Here is a 21,052-nt window from a genome sequence, read left to right as displayed (position 1 = left end):
CCAGACCCGGCGGACGCGGTGGAACCCGGGCCGTGTGATGAGCCTGTGAGCGTACGGGCCCGGAGATGCTACGTCGGTGGTGAGAGGCGCTCCGGGTGGTGCACAGCTACCCCGCACGCCCCCCGGGAAACAGCCGTGCGCCCGGCGGCCGAGAACCGGCCGCCGGGCGCAGAGGGATCGAGCGGGAGTCAGAGGCGCATGGCCTGCGGGGTCTCCCGGCGCTGCAGGTCCGGGCCGTCGTACTCGCGGATGATCTCGTAGCGGGTGTTGCGCTCGACCGGGCGGAAGCCGGCGTCCCGGATCAGGCCGAGCAGGTCGTCGCGGCCCAGCTTGTTCGGGGTGCCGAAGTTGTCCGCGTCGTGGGTGATCTTGTACTCGACCACCGAGCCGTCCATGTCGTCCGCGCCGTGGCTGAGCGCCAGCTGCGCGGTGGTGACGCCGTGCATCACCCAGAACACCTTGACGTGCGGGACGTTGTCGAACAGCAGACGGGACACCGCGAAGGTCTTCAGCGCCTCGGCGCCGGTGGCCATCTCGGTGCGGTCCATCAGACGGTTGCGGACCTTGCCGTCCTTGGAGTCGTGGAAGTCGTGCTGGTAGCGCAGCGGGATGAAGACCTGGAAACCGCCGGTCTCGTCCTGCAGTTCACGCAGCCGCAGCACGTGGTCGACCCGGTGGCGGGGCTCCTCGATGTGGCCGTACAGCATGGTGGCCGGGGTCTTGAGGCCCTTCTCGTGCGCCAGGCGGTGAATGCGCGACCAGTCCTCCCAGTGGGTCTCGTGGTCGACGATGTGCTGGCGGACCTCCCAGTCGAAGATCTCCGCGCCGCCGCCGGTCAGCGACTCCAGGCCGGCCTCGATCAGCTCGTCCAGGATCTCGCTCGCCGTCAGGCCGCTGATCCGCTCGAACCAGTGGATCTCGGTCGCGGTGAACGCCTTCAGCGAGACGTTCGGCAGCGCGGCCTTCAGCTCCTTCAGCGAGCGCGGGTAGTAGCGCCACGGAAGGGTGGGGTGCAGGCCGTTGACGATGTGCAGCTCGGTGAGGGACTCCGACTCCATCGCCTTGGCGAGCCGGACGGCCTCCTCGATGCGCATCGTGTACGCGTCCTTCTCGCCCGGCTTGCGCTGGAACGAGCAGTACGCGCAGGAGGCGCTGCACACGTTGGTCATGTTGAGGTGGCGGTTGACGTTGAAGTGGACGACGTCGCCGTTCTTCTGCGTCCGCACGTGGTGCGCCAGGCCACCCAGCCAGGCCAGGTCGTCGCTCTCGTAGAGCGCGATCCCGTCCTCGCGGGTCAGCCGCTCACCGGCGTAGACCTTCGCCTCCAGCTCGCGCTTGAGCCCTGCGTCCATGCGGCGCTCCGCCTCCTCGGTCCTTCGTTTCGTTGCCAGTCGAGACTACGCCTAGACCGCCAGCAGCTCGGCCAGCAGGGCGGGCTCCACGTTCCCACCGCTGACCACGGCCGCGAAGACCCGGCCGCCGAGCTCCTCGGCACGGTGGAAGTACGCGGCCGCGGCGACCGCGCCGGACGGCTCGGCGACCAGTCGGCCGCGGCGGGCCAGCAGCGCGACGGTGTCCCGGATCTCCTGCTCGGAGACGGTGACGATGTCGTCCACGTACGCGGTGAGGTGCTCGAACGGGAGGACGCCGACCGACGGGGTGCGCAGGCCGTCGGCGATCGTGCGGTAGGTGTCCGCGATCGGCCAGGCGGTGCGGACGCCCTTGCGCAGGCTCTCCTGCGCGTCCGCCGCGAACTCCGGCTCCACGCCGATCACCCGCACGCCCGGGCAGGTCAGCTTGAGCGCGGCGGCCGTCCCGCCGATCAGGCCGCCGCCGGAGACCGGCACCAGCACGGTGTCCAGGTCGTCCGGGGCGTCCTCGGCGATCTCCAGGCCGACCGTGCCCTGGCCCGCCACGATGTACGGGTCGTCGTACGGCGGCACCCACACGTAGCCGTGCTCGGCGACCAGCTGCGGCGGGAGCGTGTCACGCTGCTCGGCCGGGACGACCAGCACCTCGGCGCCGAACGAGCGAGTGTTCTCGATCTTCACGGCGGGCGAGGTGTCGGGCATCACGACGACCGCCTTGATGCCGAGCCGCTGCGCCGCGTACGCCACCGCCTGGGCGTGGTTGCCGCTGGACTGCGCCACCACGCCCCGGGCGCGCTCCTCCTCGGTGAGCGCGGCCAGCCGGTTGAACGCCCCGCGTATCTTGAACGCCCCGGTCGGCTGGAGGTTCTCCGGCTTCAGCCACAGCCGGCGCCCGTCCGGCTGCTCCGCCCACGGGCAGGGCATCAGCGGGGTGCGGACCGCCACGCCGGCGATCCGGCGCTGGGCGGCGCGCAGGTCTTCCAGGTCGACCAGGGACATGCGGGACCATCCTCGGGGTTGACGGTTCGTGAGGTGACGACCCTAGTCCGCTTACTCCGCGAGGTGCAGCGGCAATTCGCTGACCCGGTTCTCCCACTTGGTGGAGAGCACCACCGTGGTCCGGGTGCGGGCCACGCCCTTGGTGCCGGACAGCCGCTTGACCACCGACTCCAGGCCCTCCACATCCGGGACCCGGACCTTCAGCATGTACGAGTCGTCGCCCGCGATGAACCAGCAGTCCTCCACCTCCGGGAGGTCCTTCAGCCGGTGCGAGACGTCGTCGTGGTCGGCGGCGTCGGTCAGTTGAAGACCGATCAGCGCCGTCACGCCGTAGCCGAGGGTCGCCGGGTTGACCGTCGCCCGGTACCCGGTGATCACGCCCGCCTGCTCAAGGCGGTTGATCCGGTCCGTCACGCTCGGCCCGGAGAGGCCCACCAGGCGGCCCAGCTCGGCGTACGAGGCACGGCCGTTCTCACGGAGTGCCTGAATGAGCTGCCTGTCCACAGAGTCCATTGCCTGCCGTGTCCTTCCGAACCTCTCCAGAATCAAGATCATTTTCTGGAATCCAAGGCGCCGAGCGCCGATCGACCGGGGTATCCCAGAGAACATACTCTCCCGTAGCGAGGCCGCTCACTCGCCCCGGCGCGGCCCCGTTTCCGAGGAGCTTCCAGGAGTGCTGCCCGACTCTCCGAGGCTGCCCGACCAACGGCGGTACAGCCGGTGCGCCACGCCCACCGCGTCCAGCACCCGGCCCGCGACGAAGTCCACCAGCTCCTGGGCCGTCGAGCCGCCCGCGTAGAAGCCCGGCGACGCCGGCAGCACCACCGCGCCCTGCGCGTCCAGCGACACCAGGTGCTGCAGGGTGGAGCCGGTCAGCGGGGTCTCGCGCAGGCAGAGCACCAGCGGGCGGCGCTCCTTGAGCGTCACCGCGGCGGTGCGCTGGAGCAGGTCCTTGGACAGGCCCAGCGCGATGCCGGCGGCGGCGCCGGTGGTCGCCGGGACGACCAGCATGCCCTTCGCCGGGTACGAGCCGGAGGACGGGCCCGCCGCGAAGTCCCCTGCGGACCAGTGGCGGACGTCGTCGAGCTCCTTCTCGTCGCGGCCCAGCCACTGCGCGAGATCGGCCTTCCAGTGGGCGTCCCGGAAGGAGATGCCGGTCTCGTCGAGGATGGTCAGGCGGGCGGCCCGGCTCACGATCAGGTCGACGGGCTCGCCGGCGTCGAGCAGCGCGCGGATCACGGACGCGGCGTAGGGGGTGCCACTGGCGCCGGAGACGCCGACGACCCAGGGGCGACGGGTGGTGGTGCTCATGGGGCCATTGTCGCGGGTGCGGGCGCCCCACGTACTCCTGTCGGTCTCCTGCCGGTGCTCCCACTGGGTTCAGAATGTGTGCCATGGCAGCGGAGTTGGTGGATCTGACGCATCCCGTGGTGTCCGGGATGCCGGTGTATCCCGGGGATCCCGGGGTGGAGTTGCGGGCGGCGTTGACGGCGGAGGTGGAGGGGGTGAATGTGCTGGCGGTGCATCTGGGGTCGCAGACGGGGACGCATGTGGATGCGCCGTACCACCTGGATGTGCGGTGGCCGACGTTGGACGGGTTGCCGTTGGAGTTGTTCACGGGGCCCGCGGTGGTGGTGGACCTGCGGGGGCTGCCGGCCCGGAGCGAGGTGACGGCGGGGCATCTGGCGGAGGCGCTCGCGGTGTCGGGGCCGGGGACGGTGCTGCTGTTGGCGACGGGATGGCCCAAGTACTGGGGCACGGACCGGTATTTCGCGCATCCGTACCTGTCGGAGGAGGCGGCGGCGGCCATCGTCGCGGCCGGCGTGCGCACCGTCGGGGTGGATGCGCTGTCGGTGGACCCGACACCGGATCCGGGGCCGTCGGATCCCGAAGTGGCGAGCCTGATCGCCGAGTTGAAGGACGAGCACGATCCGGAGCCGGAGTTGCCGTTGCTGGCGGCGCACCGGGTGCTGCTGGGGCCGGAGGGCGGTGGGGTGATCGCGGAGAACCTGACGGACCTGTCGTTGCTGCTGGAGGCGCAGGCGGCGGGGGTTCCGGTGGAGGTGTCGCTGTTCCCGATGCGGTTGACGGCGGCGGACGGGGCGCCGGTGCGGGCAGTGGCGCGGATCGGCTGAACGGGCCTTCCCTGCCCGGGACTTGGTCTAGACCACCGGGCCGGGGCGGCGCTAGGCTCGCGCCATGCCTCAGATCGTCGGTGTGGTCGAGCGCTTGTGGCGCTACCCCGTGAAGTCCACGGGCGGCGAGTTGCTCGACTCCGTCGAGGTGGACGACCGCGGCCTGGTCGGCGACCGGCTGTACGCGGTGCGCGACGGCGCCGGGAAGTTCGGGTCGGGGAAGCACACCCGCCGGTTCCGCCGGATGGACGGCCTGCTGCGGCTCAGCTCGCGGCTGGGCAGCCGGATCGACGGCCCGGAGCTGTTCGACCCGCTGGGGATGCCGGTGCCGGACCCGGACGCGTTCCTGCGCGCCTACTTGGAGCAGGAGGACGTCGGACTGGCCCGCGAGGACGCGGTGTCGCACTTCGACGAGCTGCCGGTGAGCGTGCTGACCACCGCCACCCTGGACTGGGTGGCCGAGGCGGTGCCGTCCGCGGTGGTGGACGAGCGCCGGTTCCGGCCGAACGTGCTGCTGCGGACCCCGCCCGGGACGCCGCCGTTCACCGAGGACAGCTGGTACGGCCGGGAGGGCCGGGTGAAGGGCGGGGCGCGGCTGGCGTTCGTCCGGGCCAGCGTGCGGTGCGTGATGGTCGGGGCGGCGCAGCCCGGGTTGCCGCACGCGCCGGAGATCCTGAAGACCGTCGCACACGAGCGGGACGGCGAGCTCGGCGCGCTGGCCTCCGTCGCCCGGCCCGGGCGGCTGCGGGTCGGGGACGTGCTGACGCTGGCCTGAGCGGTCAGGCGGCGTGGCGCGGGATCAGGCAGAACGGGTGCCCGGCCGGGTCGACGAACACCGTCCAGCCCTGCTGCCGGTCCTTGACCTCGGCGCCGAGTTCCACCACTCGCTGCTCCACAGCGGCGACGTCCTCGACCTCGATGTCCAGGTGCAGCTGCTGCGGGTGGCCCGGGTCGGGCCAGATCGGCGGGCGGTAGTCCTCGACGCGCTGGAAACCGAGCACCTGGCCGTTCGGCAGGTGGACGGTGGACCACTCCTCGTCGAGCGACCAGCGCGGGTCGGGCCGGTCGACCTCACCGCCGAGCAGAGCGGCGTAGAAGTGCGCCAGGCCCGCCGGGTAGTGGCAGTCCAGCACCACGCACTGCAGTGTGCCGATCATCGCGCTCCCTGTCCGGCTCTCGTCGGGCCCCTCGTTCCAGCATGGCGCATCCCGCTGCCGGGCGGCAGCGACAAGCGCCCACCATGTCCGCGAGGTCGCGATCACGTGCAAGTCATTGACCTGCGTCGCGATCGTGCGGTCAGGTGCTTTCCACTTCGCGCAGTTCTCCCCCGGCCCTGGCGGGCCGGGAGGTGCCCCCACACGCCCCTGTCTTCGTGCCCTTTACACCGTGAGACCCCGGGCGATCAGGTCGATGAGGGCGAAGGCGAAGAGCGAGATCCCCACGAAACCGTTGGTGGAGAAGAACGCCCGGTTCAGGCGCGAGAGATCGTGCGGCTTGACGATGGTGTGCTCGTAGACGAACGCGCCGGCGACGACGGCGAGGCCGCACCAGAAGAAGGCGCCGGCGTGGGTGAGGACGGCGTACCAGACGAGCAGGGCGGTGGTGAGGGCGTGGCAGACGCGGGCGCCGGTGATCGCGGCGGGGATGCCGAACTTCGCCGGGACGGAGCGGACGCCCATGCCGCGGTCGGCGGCGACGTCCTGGCAGGCGTAGATGAGGTCGAAGCCGCCGATCCAGATGCCGACGGCGAGGCCGAGGACGGCGGCCTCCCAGGACCAGGTGCCGGTGACGGCGAGCCAGGCGCCGACGGGGCCGATGGCCTGGGCGAGGCCGAGGATGGCCTGCGGGAAGTCGGTGAACCGCTTGCCGTAGGGGTAGACGACCATCGGGATCACGGCGACGGGGGCCAGCACCAGGCAGAGGGTGTTGAGCAGGGCCGCGGAGCCGAGGAAGACCGCGAGGGCGATGGCGGAGCCGATGTACGCGGTGCGGACCGAGACGGCGCCGGTGACGAGTTCGCGATTGGCGGTGCGCGGATTCCGGGCGTCGATCTCGCGGTCGATGATCCGGTTGGCGGCCATCGCGAAGGTGCGCAGGCCGACCATGCAGACGGTGACCAGCAGCAGCTGGCCCCAGTGCACGGACTTGTCCGCGAGGAACATCGCGGTGAGGGCGGCGATGTAGGCGAACGGCAGGGCGAAGATCGAGTGCTCGATCATGACCAGGCGCAGGAAGGCCCGGGTCCTGCTCTGCGGAGCCTCGAAGGCGGCAGCGGTGGCGGTCACAGCCCGTACTCCTTCCAGCGACGGGTGACCCGGGCGGCGGTCGCCGGGTCGGAGGCGACCATCTCGGGCCAGCCGCCGTCGCGGGTGTAGCCCTCCTCGGGGAGTTTGCGGGTGGCGTCGATGCCGGCCTTGCCGCCCCAGAACTGCTGGTAGGAGGCGTGGTCGAGGTGGTCGACGGGGCCTTCGACGACGGACAGGTCGCGGCTGTAGTCGACGTTGCCGAGGGCCCGCCAGGCGACTTCCTGGTAGTCGTGGACGTCGCAGTCGGCGTCCACCACGATGATCAGCTTGGTCAGCGACATCATGTGGGCGCCCCAGATGGCGTGCATGACCTTCTGGGCGTGCTTGGGGTACTTCTTGTCGATCGAGACGATCACGCAGTTGTGGAAGCCGCCGGCCTCGGGCAGGTCGTAGTCGACGATGTCCGGGATGATCACCTTGAGCAGCGGCAGGAAGAAGCGCTCGGTGAACTTGCCGAGCGGCCCGTCCTCGGTGGGCGGCCGGCCGACCACGATGGACTGCAGCAGCGGGCGGCGGCGCATGGTGACGCAGTCGATGGTGAGCGCCGGGAACGGCTCCTGCGGCGTGTAGAAGCCGGTGTGGTCGCCGAACGGGCCCTCGGGGAGCATCTCGCCGGGCTCCAGCCAGCCTTCGAGGACGACCTCGGCGTCGGCGGGGACCTGCAGCGGGACGGTCTTGCAGTCGACCATGCGGACCCGCTCGCCCGCGACGAAGCCGGCGAACAGGTACTCGTCGATGTCGCCGGGCAGCGGTGCGGTGGCGGCGTAGGTGACGGCGGGCGGGCAGCCGAAGGCGATCGCGACGGGGAGCTTCTCGCCGCGCTTGGCGGCGACCGCGGCGTGGTTGCGGCTGTCCTTGTGGATCTGCCAGTGCATGCCGATGGTGCGCTTGTCGTGCCGCTGCAGCCGGTACAGGCCGAGGTTGCGGATGCCCGAGTCCGGGTCCTTGGTGTGGGTCAGGCCGAGGTTGAAGAAGGAGCCGCCGTCCTGCGGCCAGGTGAAGAGGGCAGGCAGCTGCTCCAGGTCGACGTCCTCGCCGGTGAGCACGACCTCGTGCACCGGGGCGTCGCCGGACTTCACGCTCTTCGGCGGAACGTGCGCCATCGAGGCGAGCTTGCCGAAGGCCTCGCGGAAGCCGGTGAAGCCGTGCGGCAGTTCGGGCTTGAGCAGGCCGCCGATCTTCTCGGCGATGTCGTCGGGGGACTTCAGGCCGAGGGCCTTGGAGAGCCGGCGCTCGGTGCCGAAGACGTTCATGGCCAGCGGCATCGCCGAGCCCTTGACGTTCTCGAAGAGCAGCGCGGGGCCCTTGGCCTTCTGCACCCGGTCGACGATCTCGCCGACCTCCAGATAGGGGTCGACCTCCACCTTGATCCGCTTCAGGTCGCCCTCCCGTTCCAGGGCCCGGAGGAAGGAACGGAGATCGTCGTATGCCATACCTGTCAGTATCCGATACGGGCTAACCTGAGCCCGCCAAGGGTCCTGTTCGAACGTAGTTCGGAGTTCTGCGCTGTGCTTCTGCGAGTCGCCCCCACGGTCGTGCTGCTGGCCCTGTGGGTGTGGGCGTTCATCGACTGCCTGACCACCCCGGAGGACGAGATCCGCCACCTGCCGAAGGTGGTGTGGGTGATCATCGTGCTGCTGTTCCCGCTGGTCGGGTCGATCGCCTGGCTGGTGGCCGGAAAGCGCCGGGCCCGCCGCCGCCAGGTGCCGTGGCCGTCCGGTCCGACGGCCGGATACCCGGAGTACGAGCGGCCGCGGCCGCTCGCGCCGGACGACGACCCGGAGTTCCTGGCCTCGCTGAAGCGCGGCAATCAGCAGCACGAGGACATGCTCAAGCAGTGGGAGGCGGACCTGCGCCGCCGCGAGGAGGATCTGCGCCGGGGCGAGCGCCCGGAGGAGGATCCGAAGAGCTGATCCCGCCTTTTGGCGCATCCCTACCATCCGAACCTTCTCCGGTTCTGTTCCAGTCGGCCGCCGGCCTTCGCGCGCCCCTTCCGGAGGGCCGCGTTCCGGCGGCCTTCGCATGCCCCGAATCTTGCCGCTGACCTGCCAATTCACCTGCTATGACGATCCCGGTGGGGGGTATCCCCGGGTACCCGTCGGAAGCGACCCGGCAGTAGCCCCGCGCGCCCCCTTCTGTGCGCCCTCTACAGCGATCGGGTCCCGACCTTGTACGGAATGGACGCCGAAACGCAGGCGCACTGGCTCGTACTGTCGTAGCAGAAGAGGTGTTCGCTGACTCAGGTGACCTTGGAGAGGTTCGAGATGACGGTCCTGCACGACGCGCCGGTCGGCGGCGAGGCTCCGGCCGATGCCCGTAGCCGGGTCGCCGAACTTCACGAGCTGCGCGAGCAGGTCCGCCGGGGTCCGAGCGAGAAGGCCACCGAGGCCCAGCACGCCAAGGGCAAGCTGACCGCCCGCGAGCGGATCGACCTGCTGCTGGACGAGGGCTCCTTCCGCGAGGTCGAGCCGCTGCGCCGGCACCGCGCCCAGGGCTTCGGCCTGGAGGCGAAGAAGCCCCACACCGACGGCGTGATCGTCGGCTGGGGCACCGTCCACGGCCGCACCGTCTTCACCTACGCCCACGACTTCCGAATCTTCGGCGGCGCGCTGGGCGAGGCCCACGCGCAGAAGATCCACAAGATCATGGACATGGCCATCGCGGCCGGCGCCCCGCTGGTGTCGCTGAACGACGGCGCCGGCGCCCGCATCCAGGAGGGCGTCACCGCGCTGGCCGGCTACGGCGGCATCTTCCAGCGCAACACCCGCGCCTCGGGCGTCATCCCGCAGATCTCCGTGATGCTCGGCCCGTGCGCCGGTGGCGCGGCGTACTCGCCCGCGCTGACCGACTTCGTGTTCATGGTCCGCGAGACCTCGCAGATGTTCATCACCGGCCCCGACGTGGTGCAGGCCGTCACCGGCGAGAAGATCACCCAGAACGGCCTCGGCGGCGCCGACGTCCACTCCTCCGTCTCGGGCGTCTCGCACTTCGTCTACGACGACGAGCAGTCCTGCATCGAGGAGGTCCGCTACCTGCTGTCCCTCCTCCCGCAGAACAACCGCGAGATGCCGCCGGTGGTCGCCAACGACGACCCGGTCGAGCGCCGCAACGACTCGCTGCTCGACCTCGTCCCCGCCGACGGCAACCGCCCGTACGACATGCGCAAGGTCATCGAGGAGATCGTCGACCACGGCGAGTACCTGGAGGTCCACGAGCGCTGGGCCACCAACGTGATCTGCGCGCTGGCTCGGGTGGACGGCCACGTGGTCGGCATCATCGCCAACCAGCCGCAGTCGCTGGCCGGCGTGCTGGACATCAACGCCTCCGAGAAGTCCGCGCGCTTCGTGCAGATGTGCGACGCGTTCAACATCCCGCTGGTCACCATGCTGGACGTGCCGGGCTTCCTGCCCGGCGTGGACCAGGAGCACGACGGCATCATCCGCCACGGCGCGAAGTTGCTGTACGCGTACTGCAACGCCACCGTCCCGCGCATCCAGCTGATCCTGCGCAAGGCGTACGGCGGCGCGTACATCGTGATGGACTCCCGCTCCATCGGCGCGGACCTGTCCTTCGCCTGGCCGACCAACGAGATCGCCGTGATGGGCGCCGAGGGCGCCGCGAACGTGATCTTCCGCCGCGACATCAACGGGGCCGACGACCCCGAGGCGATGCGCGCGCAGAAGATCAAGGAGTACAAGAGCGAGCTGATGCACCCGTACTACGCGGCCGAGCGCGGCCTCGTGGACGACGTCATCGACCCGGCCGAGACCCGCGCCGTGCTGGCCTCCTCGCTGGCCATGCTGCGCACCAAGCACGCCGATCTGCCGAGCCGCAAGCACGGCAACCCGCCGATGTAACCGGTGCGACGCGCCCGCCGCCACCGTTCAGCTGCCAGCCTGGGGGAGAAACAGGAACCATGAACGAACCTCTCGTCCGTATCGTCCGCGGCTCGCTGTCCGCCGAGGAGCTCGCCGCCCTGACCGCCGTGCTCGCCGCCCGCGCCGCGCAGGCGGCGGCGATCGCCACCGCCAACCAGGCGGTCGAGCCGATCGCCACCTGGTCCCGGCTGGAGCGCCGCCCGGCGTACTTCTCCCCGGTCAGCTGGCAGCAGGCCGCGTAACGACGCGAGGGGCTCCGGAGGCGATCGCCTCCGGAGCCCCTGGTGTTTCTTCGCTGCTGCTACGCCGCGACGAGCGCCGCAGGGCGGCCGGCGTGCATGGTGGTGAGGTTGGCCGCCAGTCGCAGCGGGTCCTGGGCCAGCCAGAGCCGCACGGCGGCCCCGAGCATGACGCAGGACGAGCCGAGGCGGACGCCCGTGGAGTGGGCGATCCGCGCGGCGGCGATGGTGAGCAGGTCGGCGAGCTCGGTGGGAAGCCACACCGTGAGCGCGCAGGGCGCCGGGGTGGCGAGCGCGGCGAGCAGCCGGTGGGCGTCCGCCGGGCAGTGCAGCGTGGGCAGAACGTCCAGCAGGCCGTCGGCGACGACCTCGGAGACATCGCTGTGGTGGCCCTGGGCGAGCCGTCGCAGCAGCGCACGTTCCGCTGCGGTGATTCGGACGGTCATGATGACCTCGTCGCACTCCATGGTGCGGCCCTCCTCGCGGCTTGTGGTTCTCGGGGGTGAGTCGGTCGACTCGGGGTTGACTTCGGTGTGGCGGGACGTCAGACGCCGGCGTAGGAGTGCTTGCCGGTGATGAAGATGTTGACGCCGTAGAAGTTGAACAGCCAGCAGGCGAAGGCGAGCAGGGCCAGGTAGGCGGCCTTGCGTCCGCGCCAGCCGGCGGTGGCCCGGGCGTGCAGGTAGGCGGCGTAGGCGACCCAGGTGATGAACGACCAGGTCTCCTTCGGGTCCCACTCCCAGTACTTGCCCCAGGCGGCCTCGGCCCAGATCGCGCCCGCGATGATGGTGAACGTCCACAGCGGGAAGACCAGGGCGTTGATCCGGTAGGACAGCTTGTCCAGCGTGCTGGACGCGGGCAGGCGGTCCATCAGGTTGGACGCGCGGACGGTCAGGCCGGCCGCGATCCGGTGCTCGTAGCGGTCCTTGATCAGGTACGTGCCGGTGGCGACGAACGCCGCGAAGAACGCGCCGCCGCAGATCGTCGCGGTGGAGACGTGAATGCCCAGCCAGTACGAGTGCAGCGCCGGGACGAGCTGCTCGGAGTCGGTGTACAGCATGCTGACGGCGACGCCGAGGATCAGCAGGACGGCGATCACCACGGGCAGGCCGAGCCAGCGCACGTTCTTCTTGGTGGCGAGCAGGACGACGTACGAGCCGACCATCATCAGCGCGAAGGCGACGGAGAACTCGTACATGTTGCCCCACGGCCAGCGCATCACCGACAGGCCGCGGGTGATCACGCTGCCGGCGTGCAGCAGCAGGCCGAGCACGGTCAGCGAGACCGCGATCCGGCCGGCCATGTCGGCCTTCTCGCTGGTGCCGGCCGGGCCGGGGCCGTCGGCCGGGGCACCGTCGTCGTCGCCGCGGCCGCTGGTCACCGTGGTGGCGCCGGCGTCGGCCAGCGCGGTGCGGGTCAGCGTGGTGGTGCCGCCGCTCTGCGAGGCCACCGTGACGCTGACCTTGCGCACGCCCTTGGCCGCGTCCGCGGAGTCGCTGACCGCCTCCGCGAGGGTGGCCTGCTGCCGGGAGCGGACGGCGACGCCGCCCTTGGCACCGAACGTCCACTCGAACATCTGGGCGAACATGGCCAAGGTGTAGACGGTCATCGCCGAATAGATCAGATTGTTGGAGATATCGGCCAACTGGGTGTTGACCTGCGCGAGCAGCACCGTCTACTCCTTGGTTTCCGGGGCGGTGGGGGCGGCTGCGGCCGGGGAGTCGGCGGCTGCCGGTGCGTCTTCGGTATCGGTCTCGGAGGGCTCGTCGACGGCCGGGGCGTCGTCCTGCAGCTCGACGGCGAGCTCGGCGAGCTCCTCGGCGGTGCGGGCGGACTCGCTGCGGCTCAGGCCGGCCACCTCGACCAGGGTGCGGCCGTCGGGACCGGCGACGGCCCGGACCCAGATCCGGCGGCGCTGCACGAACAGCGAGCCGATCAGGCCGAGGATCGCGGCGATCCCGCCGACCAGCGCGATCGAGTTGCCGGGGCGGTGCGAGACGCTGAACGAGGCCCACTGCTGGTAGCCGTCGTAGCTGAGCGTGCCGTAGCCGTCGGGCAGCTCCCAGGTCTGGCCGACCTTGAGACGGGCCTTGGCGATCTTGTCGCCGTCCTTCAGCTGAGTCATCGCCTTGTCGTCCAGCTGGTACACGTTCTGCGGCACTCCGCTGTCGGTGCGCAGGTCGCCGGCGTAGGCGTTGATCACCAGCTGCGGGTCGGCGGGGGCCGGGAACAGCGAGATCGGGCCGGTGCGGTCGAAGTTCTCCGCCGCGGTGGGCAGGAAGTAGCCCTGGAACGCCAGCTGGACCTTGTCGCCGTTGGCGTCGGTACCGTAGTCGTTGACCTTGATCACGCCGCGCGAGGTCATGTTGGCATCGGTCGGCAGGAACGCCGTCGGACCGCGGTAGACGATCTCGCCCTTGGCGTTCTTGACCGTCACCACCGGGGCGTAGCCGTGGCCGATCAGGAAGACCTTGGAACCGTCGATCTCCAGCGGGTGGTTGACCTCGATGGTCGACTTCTTCAGCTTGGTCGCGTCGTCGCCGACCCAGTAGCGGACGTTCGCGGTGAACTGCCGGGCGGTGCCGGTCTGCGGGCCGCTCTCCTGGTACTTGGCGGTGAAGCCGTCCAGCTTGAAGCCGAAGGAGTCCAGGTCGTTGATGCCGTAGAACTGCGAGCCGTAGAAGTCGTCGATCTGGGTGGTGGTGTTGGAGTAGCCCTGGCCCTCCAGCACCAGCTTGTTGGCGGTGCCGGAGGCCAGGCCGGCCCAGGCGACACCGATCAGCAGCGCGAACAGCGAGAAGTGGAAGAGCAGGTTGCCGACCTCGCGCAGGTAGCCCTTCTCGGCGGCGACCGAACCCTTGCCGGCGGCGACCCGGAAGCCGCGCTTCTTCAGCAGCGCGTGGGCGGCGGCGTTCACGGCGTCCGGTTCGACGTCGCTCCGCCAGGCTGCGTAGACCGGCATCCGGGTCAGGTTGCGCGGAGCCGCCGGGGGCTGCGCGCGCAGCACACCGACGAACTGCCAGGTGCGCGGCACGATGCAGCCGGCCAGCGAGATGAACAGCAGGATGTAGATCGCCGAGAACCATGGCGACCTGTAGACATCGAAGAGCTGAAGCTTCTCGAACAGCGGGACGACACCCTTGTGCGCGGCCTTCCACGCCGCGAGCTTCGTCTCCTGGTTCGGGCCCTCCTGCGGGACCAGCGAGCCCGGGATGGCCGCCAGCGACAGCAGGAAGAGCAGCAGCAGGGCGACCCGCATCGAGGTGAGCTGCCGCCAGAACCAGCGCAGCCAGCCGACGAAACCTATGCCGACCGGGACGTCGGCATCCTCGGCGGGCGCGGTGCTGAGCCGCTCGACGTCGGCGGCGTCCGGGTCCGCGGCGTCGGCCGGCTGGGGGCTGGTCTTGGTGTCGCTCACGGGTCAGATTCCGATCGAGAAGTTCTGGGTGAGGTACTGGAGCTGGTTGACCAGTGCGTCCCACGCCCCCGTCACCAGGGCCAGGCCGACGGCGACGAGCATGCCGCCACCGACCCGCATCACCCACTGGTAGTGCCGCTTGACCCAGCCGAAGGCACCCAGCGCCTTGCGGAAGGCCAGCGCGGCCAGGACGAACGGTACGCCGAGGCCGAAGCAGTAGGCCGTCATCAGCAGTGCGCCGCGCCCGGCGCTGGCCTGGTTGAGGGCCAGCGACTGGATCGCCGCCAGGGTCGGGCCGATGCACGGCGTCCAGCCCACGCCGAACACCACGCCGAGCAGCGGGGCGCCGGCCAGGCCGACCGCCGGGCGGCGGTGGCTGCGCAGTTCGCGCATGGTGAAGCCCGGCAGCAGGCCCATGAACGCCAGCCCCATCAGCACGGTGAGCACGCCCATCACGATCGAGATGGGCCGCCGGTACTCCAGCAGGGTCTCCCCGAACGAGCCGAACAGGGCGCCGCCGGAGATGAAGACAGCGGCGAAGCCGAGCACGAACAGCCCGGAGCCGGCCAGCATCCGGCCGCGGCGGCCGCCGCGGGCGTCGGAGAGGTCGGCGGCGGAGAAGCCGGTGACGTAGCTGAGGTAGCCGGGGACCAGCGGCAGCACGCACGGCGAGAAGAAGGAGAGCAGGCCGGCCGCCAGCGCGATCGGCAGGGCGAGCATCAGCGCGCCGCTGCCCACGGTGTCGTTGTAGCCGACCCCGGCAGCTGCCAGGACGGCGCTCACTTGGACTCCGCGAGGATCGGTTCGATCATCTTGTCGAGGTCCTCGGTGGACATCGCGCGCATGGCGCGGGCGGCCAGCTTGCCGTCCTTGTCGATCACGATGGTGGTCGGGATGGACTGCGGGTTGAGGCTGCCCTTGGGGAACTTGAGGATCTGGGTGCCGTCCGGGTCGTAGATGGACGGGTAGGTCACCCCGAAGTTCTTCTCGAACGCGATGGCGTTGGCGGGGTCGGTGTCCCGGGTGTTGATGCCGAGGAACTGCACCTGGTCCGCGTACTTCCGGGAGCTCTCCTGCAGGCCCTTGGCCTCGGCGCGGCAGGGGCTGCACCAGGAGCCCCAGATGTTGAGGACGACCACCTTGCCGCGGTAGTCGGAGAGCTTGATGGCGCCGGAGCCGTCCAGCCCGGTGCCGGTGATGTCCGGGGCGGCCACCCGGTGGCCGGCGGCGGCGGTGTCGATGCCGCCCTTGCCGGTGATGAAGCCCACCGAGCCGTCACCGCTGGAACCGGAGCTGGAGCACCCGGCGAGGGCCAGGGCGGTGGCCGCGCCGAGGGCGGCGGTGAGGCGGGTGCGGCGGGTGGGCGTCCAAGACATGTGAAAAGTTTCGCATGGCTCTTCGGCCCGTTTCCGGGGGGTCCGGCGTTGCCGGCCGGACCCCCCGCGACCTGCGGGAACTCCACTTATGATCGTCTTAATTCGGGCATTCCGCCGCTCGCCGTGTTTACCCCGCGGGGCACCGGTGTGAGCAACGTCCCGAAGCCGTGCGGGTCAGGCCCCGAAGCTCTTCCCGACCGGCTTGTCGCCCTTCTTGCCCTTGCCCACCAGGTGGGCCGGCAGCAGGTCGCGGGCCGGCTCGCGGTAGCCGATCGAGACGATCCGGTCACCCTCGAAGGTGAAGCTGGTCAACGAGGCGAGCGAGCACTGCCGGCGGCGCGGGTCGTGCCACAGCCGGCGGCGCTCGGCGAACGAGCGCAGGATCCAGATCGGCAGCTGGTGACTGACGCACACCGCCTCGTGCCCGCGCGCGGCGTCCCGGGCGCCGGCGATCGCGCCCATCATCCGCACCACCTGGTCGATGTACGGCTCGCCCCAGGACGGCTTGAACGGGTTGGTGAGGTAGCGCCAGTACGCCGGGTTGCGGAGCGAGCCGTCGCCGACGCCGAAGGTCTTGCCCTCGAAGATGTTCTCCGCCTCGATCAGCCGCGGGTCGGCCGCCACCTCCAGGCCGTGCGCCTTGGCGATCGGCTCGGCGGTCTCCTGGGCGCGCTCCAGCGGGGAGGCCACCACGTGCGTGATGTCGCGGTCCTTCAGGTGGTCGGCCACCCGCTCGGCCATCTGCCGCCCCAGCTCGGACAGGTGGTAGCCCGGCAGACGCCCGTACAGCACGCCCTCCGGGTTGTGCACCTCGCCGTGCCGCATCACGTGGACGACCGTGATGTCCTTCTTGTTGTCCGTCACTTGGACTCCTCGGTGGCCTCGGCGGCGGCACGGGCGGCGGCGGGCAGGGCGGCGGCGATCCGCTCGATCGCGCGCGCGTCGTGCGCGGACGAGACGAACCAGGACTCGTACGCCGACGGCGGCAGGTAGACGCCCTGGCTCAGCATCGAGTGGAAGAAGCCGTTGAAGCGGAACGCCTGCTGGCGGCGGGCCTCGTCGTAGTTGGTGACCTGCTCGTCGGTGAAGAAGACCGAGAACATGTTGCCCGCGGTCTGCAGGCGGTGCGCCACGCCCTCCTTCGAGAGCGCCTCGGCAACCAGGCCGGACACCTCGGCGGCGACCCTGTCGACGGTGGCGTACACCTCGTCGGTGCAGTGGCGCAGCTGGGCCAGACCGGCGGCGGTGGCGATCGGGTTACCGGAGAGCGTGCCGGCCTGGTAGACCGGGCCGGCGGGGGCGAGGTGCGCCATCACGTCGGCGCGGCCGCCGAACGCCGCGGCGGGGAAGCCGCCGCCCATCACCTTGCCGAAGGTCAGCAGGTCCGGCGCCCAGCCCTCGTGGGCGGCCTCCAGGCCGTACCAGCCGGCCTTGGAGACGCGGAAGCCGGTCATCACCTCGTCGGAGATGAACAACGCGCCGTTCTCCCGGCACAGTTCGGCCAGGCCACCGTTGAAGCCGGGCAGCGGCGGGACGACGCCCATGTTGCCGGGCGAGGCCTCGGTGATCACGCAGGCGATCTCGCCGGGGTGCGCGGCGAAGGCGGCACGCACCGCGTCCAGGTCGTTGTACGGCAGGACGATGGTGTCGCCGGCCTGCGCGCCGGTGACGCCCGGGGTGTCGGGCAGGCCGAAGGTGGCGACGCCGGAACCGGCGGCGGCCAGCAGCGCGTCCACGTGACCGTGGTAGCAGCCTGCGAACTTGACCACCTTCGCGCGGCCGGTGAAGCCGCGGGCCAGTCGGATCGCCGACATCGTCGCCTCGGTGCCGCTGGAGACGAGGCGGACCTGCTCGACCGGGGCGATCCGGGCGACGATCTCCTCGCCGAGCTCGACCTCGCCCTGGCCGGGCGTGCCGAAGGAGGTGCCGCGGACGACCGCCTGCTGCACCGCCTCGATCACCGCCGGGTGCGCGTGGCCGAGCAGCATCGGGCCCCAGGAACACACCAGGTCCACGTACTCGCGGCCATCGGCGTCGGTCAGGTACGGGCCGCTGCCGGACACCATGAAACGGGGCGTGCCGCCGACCGCGCGGAAGGCCCGCACCGGCGAGTTGACGCCGCCGGGGGTGACCGCCAAGGCGCGCTCGAACAGCGACTGGGACTGGGGTGCTTCGTACGGGTAGCTCATCACTCGCTCATCCGTTGGGTCCGCGGGGTGGCCTGGAGCCTCTCTTACCCGAACATGGTCTCAAATCGTGTCTTTGCGTTCTGCATGTCGGGCCCGATCATCTGGAACGATGATCCGTGTGCTGCTCCCCTCACTGCCTGTGGCGAAGGTAAGGTCGAGTAACGCGCGCTCGTGTAGCGCGCAAGCAGACGGGTAAGGGGCATGTCCGGAGGGAAAGTCGGACATGCGGGGGTCTGTCGATTCCGGCGAGTTCCGGTGAGGATGGTCCGAGTGTCCGAGAGGCAGGACGGTTTCGACGAGGCCGCGGAGCGTACCCGCAGGCCGGCCGGGACCGGCGGGGGCAGGGAAGCGGGCAGGGGAAGGAGGGGCGAGGGCAGAGTGGGGGTCACCTACAAGTACTTCGGGGCACCGGATCGCGCCACCGCCGCCAGAGTCCCCACCGCGCTCGGCCCCGGTGGCCTCGGCCTCGACGCCGGCGAACTGGGCGCGCTCGGCCGGCTCGGCGACCTGATGGAGACCAGCGGCTCCGGCAACGGGCACCTCTCCACCAAGATCAAGCCCGAGACGATGAGCGCGATGGTGCTGACCGGCATTCAGGGCGTGCCGCTGCACCACGTCCCGCCGCTCGAACTGGTGGTCCTGCACCCGGACTACGCGGTGGTCCAACTCCCGCACACCGTCGTCGAACCGCTCCGCAAGGCCGACGAGACCGAACTCGGCGCCGCCGCCTTCATCTGGTCCACCGTCCCCGACCGCCGCGGCCCGCGGGACGCCTTCGTCATCTACCAGATGCTGCACGAGTGGCAGGACTTCGCCAACCGCCTGCACGACGCCGGCCACCAGCTGTACTGCCTGGTCTGGCCCTGAGGCCGTCCCCGTCGAATTGATCGCCCGTCGGTCCGGGCCGGTAGCGTGTGCGCGCTCCCGACCCGGAAGGTTCGACGGTGGATCATCAGCGCCCCTCGACGGAGGAAATCCTGGCGCGCATGCCCGAACTCGCGCCGTACGGCCGCGCGGCCGCCCGGCTGCGGATCGAGCGCGGCGCGCCCGGGGTCGCCGACAGCTCGGTCGGAGGCCCGCCGCTGTGGCCCTCGTCGACTTCCCGTATCGCGAGGAGCTTCCGGCCGAACTCCGGCCCGCCCTGCACCAGTTGATCCTCGACACCGATCCCGGGGGGGCAAGGACGTCATCACCCGGGTGACCGGCTGGAAGCTCGGCGGCCGGTCGGCGGGTGTGGTTGACGGCCCGTGATCAGAGCCGGCGCAGTGCCTCGGTCAGGTCCGGGCCGAGGTGCTCGTGGATGAACAACTCCCCGGTCTCGGCGAGGTGTTCGCCGAGGTACCAGGAGCTGTCGGCGGTCGAGCGGACACAGCAGAGCGGGCCGAGTCCGATGATGTGGCTCGGCGCGATGTCGATGCCGTGGACCGTCCAGTCGAGACCGAGGGCCCGAGCCGTCGGGCTCCCGGTGACCTCGCGGAGGCGGGCGTGCGTCCAGCCGTCGGGGAGCAGGTGGTCGTCGGGGTCGGGGCCGGACGGGAGGCGTTCCAGCACGGAGTGGGCGAGACGCGGGCGGAGGTGGTCGCCGTCGCGTTCGAGGCCGAGCAGGCCGGCCAGGAAGGTCATGTCGCGTTCGCCGTCGGGGCGTCGCCAGCGGAACGGGACGCTGGAGACGTGGGACGGGAAGGCGTTCTGCTCGTAGCCCCTGTCGTGGCGCCAGTCGAAGGACGTCTTGGGTTCCGGCCCGCCCGGGGCCTGGGTGTGGGCGAACAGGGCGGTGATCCAGCCGGAGACCAGGTCGCCGCCGGACTGCGAGTCCCACTTGTAGAACGAGCGCCAGAACTGCTCGTCGACCGGGCCGCCGGCGGCGGTGCGGGCGACCTCCGCGAGGACGGGGCGCAGCGCGTCGAGCCAGGGGCGCAGGCCGTCGAACCAGTCCGCGAGGGCGTCGACGCGTCGGGCGAGCAGTCGCCAGTCCTCGGCGGTGCCTTCGAGGCGGATGCGCGGGATGCCGCACACGCTGGTCCAGGTGAAGCGGTAGTACGGGCCGACCACGGACATCAGTGCGACCAGGGCGGAGGAGAGGTCGTCCGGGGTGGTGGTGCTGAAGTGCGGCAGGAACAGGTCGGTGACCTCCTCGCCGAGGCGCTCGCGGAGCGGGTCGAGCACCAGGCGGATCGACGCGCTCCAGTCCGCGTCCGGGAGGAGCAGGCTGTCGTCGCGGACCTCGATCTTCTGCCGATGGGCGGGCGTGTCGGTGAAGATCCCGGCGTACGTCCCGGAGTTGAGCCGGACGTGCACCGCCACCTCGTGCACCACCGCGTACCAGAGCACGTCCGGGGAGAGGCTGAGCGGGAGGTGGGCGCAGAAGCTCAGATGGGCGGCGCGCAGCAGCAGGCTCCAGGTGGGTTCGGGTTCCGGGGCGCGGTGCTTCGGGGCGGGCGGGGCGATCAGGGTGGTGGCGGAGCGGTGGTGGACGCGTATCGCGCCGGACGAAATCGCTTCCAGGAGAGGCGTGTTGTCGACCGTGCGGAGGGTGGCGGCGAGTTCGGCGGCCCTGTCGTCCGGGGGCAGCGGCAGGTCGACGACGGCTGCGGCGCGGTCCAGGGTGTCGAGGTTCCACTCCGCCGGCAGGGCGCTGTCGCAGACGGCGCAGGTCAGGTCGTCGTCCTTGACCAGGTTGAGCTGCGTGCAGACCGGGCAGCGGCGGAAGACGCACGCCTGGGTGAACGCGTCCGGGCGGGCGAGGCCGGCCCGGTCGAGGGCGGTGGCGGCGGCCTGCCAGCTGTCCAGGTCGGGGCAGTAGCCGGTGGACAGGTTGCTGATCTCGCGGACGGCCCACCGGCCGTCGTCGCGCCGGGCGAAGCGGATCTCGCCCGCCGCCCGGACGTCCGTCCCGCCGGCGCACGCGACGTGTTCACTGCGACGGGGCGCGAGGCGCAGCATGCCCTTCCCGTCGACCACGTAGGTGACCGGCTCCTCGCGCTCTGCGGGCGTCAACTCTGCGAGCCAGAAGTCGAGTTGAATTGCCGTGGGGACGGCGCGCCCGAGGGTGCCGCGGTCGGCGCGGGCGAGCAGGTCGGGCGGGCCGACGTAGGCGAACGTGCGGGGTCTTCCGGTCATTCCGCCACGGTAGGACGCGGCC

Annotated in this window: 22 protein-coding genes; 6 read left to right on the top strand and 16 right to left on the bottom strand. The window is 70.9% G+C overall.

What is annotated here, in order from left to right; genetic code table 11:
* Window positions 1-188: 188 nt before the first annotated feature.
* From mqnE to AMK19_RS03125, 4 genes are all read right to left on the bottom strand, one after another.
* Window positions 189-1,352 (bottom strand): aminofutalosine synthase MqnE, encoded by a 1,164-nt coding sequence (gene mqnE / locus AMK19_RS03140; RefSeq protein WP_073807825.1) that lies wholly within the window; start codon window positions 1,350-1,352, stop codon window positions 189-191.
* A gap of 51 nt (window positions 1,353-1,403) precedes the next feature.
* Window positions 1,404-2,369 (bottom strand): threonine ammonia-lyase, encoded by a 966-nt coding sequence (locus AMK19_RS03135; protein ID WP_073807824.1) that lies wholly within the window; start codon window positions 2,367-2,369, stop codon window positions 1,404-1,406.
* Window positions 2,370-2,420: 51 nt separating this feature from the next.
* Window positions 2,421-2,882: an Lrp/AsnC family transcriptional regulator gene (locus AMK19_RS03130; protein WP_030462120.1), complete on the bottom strand. Its 462-nt coding sequence runs from the start codon at window positions 2,880-2,882 to the stop codon at window positions 2,421-2,423.
* A 117-nt stretch (window positions 2,883-2,999) separates the two neighbouring features.
* Window positions 3,000-3,680, bottom strand: coding sequence for a UbiX family flavin prenyltransferase (locus AMK19_RS03125; RefSeq protein WP_073807822.1), 681 nt, complete (start codon window positions 3,678-3,680; stop codon window positions 3,000-3,002).
* 83 nt (window positions 3,681-3,763) lie between these two features.
* Between AMK19_RS03125 and AMK19_RS03120 the strand changes: the two genes are divergently transcribed.
* Window positions 3,764-4,504, top strand: a complete 741-nt coding sequence (locus AMK19_RS03120; RefSeq protein ID WP_073807821.1) for a cyclase family protein — start codon at window positions 3,764-3,766, stop codon at window positions 4,502-4,504.
* Window positions 4,505-4,568: 64 nt separating this feature from the next.
* Window positions 4,569-5,279 carry an MOSC domain-containing protein gene (locus AMK19_RS03115; protein WP_073807819.1) on the top strand — a complete coding sequence of 237 codons (711 nt, stop codon included), beginning with the start codon at window positions 4,569-4,571 and terminating at the stop codon, window positions 5,277-5,279.
* Between the two features lie 4 nt (window positions 5,280-5,283).
* Here AMK19_RS03115 and AMK19_RS03110 read toward each other — a convergent pair whose 3' ends face one another.
* From AMK19_RS03110 to AMK19_RS03100, 3 genes are all read right to left on the bottom strand, one after another.
* Complete coding sequence (locus tag AMK19_RS03110) at window positions 5,284-5,661, bottom strand: VOC family protein (RefSeq protein WP_073807818.1); 378 nt, start codon at window positions 5,659-5,661, stop codon at window positions 5,284-5,286.
* 222 nt (window positions 5,662-5,883) lie between these two features.
* On the bottom strand, window positions 5,884-6,789 hold the full coding sequence (gene mqnP, locus AMK19_RS03105; protein ID WP_073807816.1) for a menaquinone biosynthesis prenyltransferase MqnP: 906 nt from the start codon (window positions 6,787-6,789) through the stop codon (window positions 5,884-5,886).
* Window positions 6,786-8,243 (bottom strand): menaquinone biosynthesis decarboxylase, encoded by a 1,458-nt coding sequence (locus AMK19_RS03100; RefSeq protein ID WP_073807815.1) that lies wholly within the window; start codon window positions 8,241-8,243, stop codon window positions 6,786-6,788. Before AMK19_RS03100 ends, mqnP begins: the two co-directional genes overlap by 4 nt.
* A 75-nt stretch (window positions 8,244-8,318) precedes the next feature.
* Here AMK19_RS03100 and AMK19_RS03095 point away from each other — a divergent pair, with 75 nt between their 5' ends.
* The 3 genes from AMK19_RS03095 to AMK19_RS03085 all read left to right on the top strand — a co-directional run bounded on the left by AMK19_RS03095 (window position 8,319) and on the right by AMK19_RS03085 (window position 10,930).
* Window positions 8,319-8,723 carry a PLD nuclease N-terminal domain-containing protein gene (locus tag AMK19_RS03095; protein WP_073807813.1) on the top strand — a complete coding sequence of 135 codons (405 nt, stop codon included), beginning with the start codon at window positions 8,319-8,321 and terminating at the stop codon, window positions 8,721-8,723.
* Window positions 8,724-9,074: 351 nt separating this feature from the next.
* Window positions 9,075-10,667 carry an acyl-CoA carboxylase subunit beta gene (locus AMK19_RS03090; protein WP_073807811.1) on the top strand — a complete coding sequence of 531 codons (1,593 nt, stop codon included), beginning with the start codon at window positions 9,075-9,077 and terminating at the stop codon, window positions 10,665-10,667.
* Window positions 10,668-10,726: 59 nt separating this feature from the next.
* Entirely contained in the window at window positions 10,727-10,930 is a 204-nt protein-coding gene (locus AMK19_RS03085; protein WP_073807810.1) for an acyl-CoA carboxylase epsilon subunit, read from the top strand.
* Window positions 10,931-10,989: 59 nt separating this feature from the next.
* Here the strand turns inward: AMK19_RS03085 and AMK19_RS03080 are convergent, their stop codons facing one another.
* The 7 genes from AMK19_RS03080 to hemL form a co-directional block, all read right to left on the bottom strand.
* Window positions 10,990-11,394, bottom strand: coding sequence for a hypothetical protein (locus AMK19_RS03080; RefSeq protein WP_073807808.1), 405 nt, complete (start codon window positions 11,392-11,394; stop codon window positions 10,990-10,992).
* Between the two features lie 77 nt (window positions 11,395-11,471).
* Window positions 11,472-12,599: a c-type cytochrome biogenesis protein CcsB gene (ccsB, locus tag AMK19_RS03075; protein ID WP_073807806.1), complete on the bottom strand. Its 1,128-nt coding sequence runs from the start codon at window positions 12,597-12,599 to the stop codon at window positions 11,472-11,474.
* Between the two features lie 3 nt (window positions 12,600-12,602).
* Window positions 12,603-14,345, bottom strand: coding sequence for a cytochrome c biogenesis protein ResB (gene resB / locus AMK19_RS03070; RefSeq protein ID WP_073807804.1), 1,743 nt, complete (start codon window positions 14,343-14,345; stop codon window positions 12,603-12,605).
* 3 nt (window positions 14,346-14,348) lie between these two features.
* A complete protein-coding gene (locus AMK19_RS03065) occupies window positions 14,349-15,128 on the bottom strand; it encodes a cytochrome c biogenesis CcdA family protein (protein WP_073807802.1) in 780 nt (259 codons plus the stop codon).
* Entirely contained in the window at window positions 15,125-15,721 is a 597-nt protein-coding gene (locus AMK19_RS03060; protein ID WP_073807800.1) for a TlpA family protein disulfide reductase, read from the bottom strand. The genes AMK19_RS03065 and AMK19_RS03060 overlap by 4 nt, the downstream gene beginning before the upstream one ends.
* A 174-nt stretch (window positions 15,722-15,895) precedes the next feature.
* A complete protein-coding gene (locus tag AMK19_RS03055; protein ID WP_073808347.1) occupies window positions 15,896-16,546 on the bottom strand; it encodes a histidine phosphatase family protein in 651 nt (216 codons plus the stop codon).
* Window positions 16,547-16,581: 35 nt separating this feature from the next.
* Window positions 16,582-17,910, bottom strand: coding sequence for a glutamate-1-semialdehyde 2,1-aminomutase (hemL, locus tag AMK19_RS03050; RefSeq protein WP_073807798.1), 1,329 nt, complete (start codon window positions 17,908-17,910; stop codon window positions 16,582-16,584).
* A 378-nt stretch (window positions 17,911-18,288) separates the two neighbouring features.
* On the opposite strand from hemL, the gene AMK19_RS03045 reads away from it, so the two are divergent.
* Entirely contained in the window at window positions 18,289-18,777 is a 489-nt protein-coding gene (locus tag AMK19_RS03045) for a hypothetical protein (RefSeq protein WP_035863661.1), read from the top strand.
* 85 nt (window positions 18,778-18,862) lie between these two features.
* Here the strand turns inward: AMK19_RS03045 and AMK19_RS03040 are convergent, their stop codons facing one another.
* Complete coding sequence (locus AMK19_RS03040; protein ID WP_073807796.1) at window positions 18,863-19,057, bottom strand: hypothetical protein; 195 nt, start codon at window positions 19,055-19,057, stop codon at window positions 18,863-18,865.
* A 104-nt stretch (window positions 19,058-19,161) separates the two neighbouring features.
* Window positions 19,162-21,030: a DUF4419 domain-containing protein gene (locus tag AMK19_RS38410; RefSeq protein ID WP_083646455.1), complete on the bottom strand. Its 1,869-nt coding sequence runs from the start codon at window positions 21,028-21,030 to the stop codon at window positions 19,162-19,164.
* Window positions 21,031-21,052: the final 22 nt, after the last annotated feature.

The organism is Kitasatospora sp. CB01950, from assembly GCF_001905465.1.
In the GTDB taxonomy this organism is placed as follows: domain Bacteria; phylum Actinomycetota; class Actinomycetes; order Streptomycetales; family Streptomycetaceae; genus Kitasatospora.
Note: the sequence above shows the minus strand (reverse complement) of the source record. Positions and strands in the feature narration are given on the sequence as shown.

What these genes read in the sequence shown, in the direction of transcription:
- mqnE (WP_073807825.1), bottom strand. Translation starts at nt 1,352, where the DNA reads ATGGACGCAGGGCTCAAGCGCGAGCTGGAGGCGAAGGTCTACGCCGGT.
- AMK19_RS03135 (WP_073807824.1), bottom strand. Translation starts at nt 2,369, where the DNA reads ATGTCCCTGGTCGACCTGGAAGACCTGCGCGCCGCCCAGCGCCGGATC.
- AMK19_RS03130 (WP_030462120.1), bottom strand. Translation starts at nt 2,882, where the DNA reads ATGGACTCTGTGGACAGGCAGCTCATTCAGGCACTCCGTGAGAACGGC.
- AMK19_RS03125 (WP_073807822.1), bottom strand. Translation starts at nt 3,680, where the DNA reads ATGAGCACCACCACCCGTCGCCCCTGGGTCGTCGGCGTCTCCGGCGCC.
- AMK19_RS03120 (WP_073807821.1), top strand. Translation starts at nt 3,764, where the DNA reads ATGGCAGCGGAGTTGGTGGATCTGACGCATCCCGTGGTGTCCGGGATG.
- AMK19_RS03115 (WP_073807819.1), top strand. Translation starts at nt 4,569, where the DNA reads ATGCCTCAGATCGTCGGTGTGGTCGAGCGCTTGTGGCGCTACCCCGTG.
- AMK19_RS03110 (WP_073807818.1), bottom strand. Translation starts at nt 5,661, where the DNA reads ATGATCGGCACACTGCAGTGCGTGGTGCTGGACTGCCACTACCCGGCG.
- AMK19_RS03100 (WP_073807815.1), bottom strand. Translation starts at nt 8,243, where the DNA reads ATGGCATACGACGATCTCCGTTCCTTCCTCCGGGCCCTGGAACGGGAG.
- AMK19_RS03090 (WP_073807811.1), top strand. Translation starts at nt 9,075, where the DNA reads ATGACGGTCCTGCACGACGCGCCGGTCGGCGGCGAGGCTCCGGCCGAT.
- AMK19_RS03085 (WP_073807810.1), top strand. Translation starts at nt 10,727, where the DNA reads ATGAACGAACCTCTCGTCCGTATCGTCCGCGGCTCGCTGTCCGCCGAG.
- AMK19_RS03080 (WP_073807808.1), bottom strand. Translation starts at nt 11,394, where the DNA reads ATGGAGTGCGACGAGGTCATCATGACCGTCCGAATCACCGCAGCGGAA.
- AMK19_RS03060 (WP_073807800.1), bottom strand. Translation starts at nt 15,721, where the DNA reads ATGTCTTGGACGCCCACCCGCCGCACCCGCCTCACCGCCGCCCTCGGC.
- AMK19_RS03055 (WP_073808347.1), bottom strand. Translation starts at nt 16,546, where the DNA reads ATGCGGCACGGCGAGGTGCACAACCCGGAGGGCGTGCTGTACGGGCGT.
- hemL (WP_073807798.1), bottom strand. Translation starts at nt 17,910, where the DNA reads ATGAGCTACCCGTACGAAGCACCCCAGTCCCAGTCGCTGTTCGAGCGC.
- AMK19_RS38410 (WP_083646455.1), bottom strand. Translation starts at nt 21,030, where the DNA reads ATGACCGGAAGACCCCGCACGTTCGCCTACGTCGGCCCGCCCGACCTG.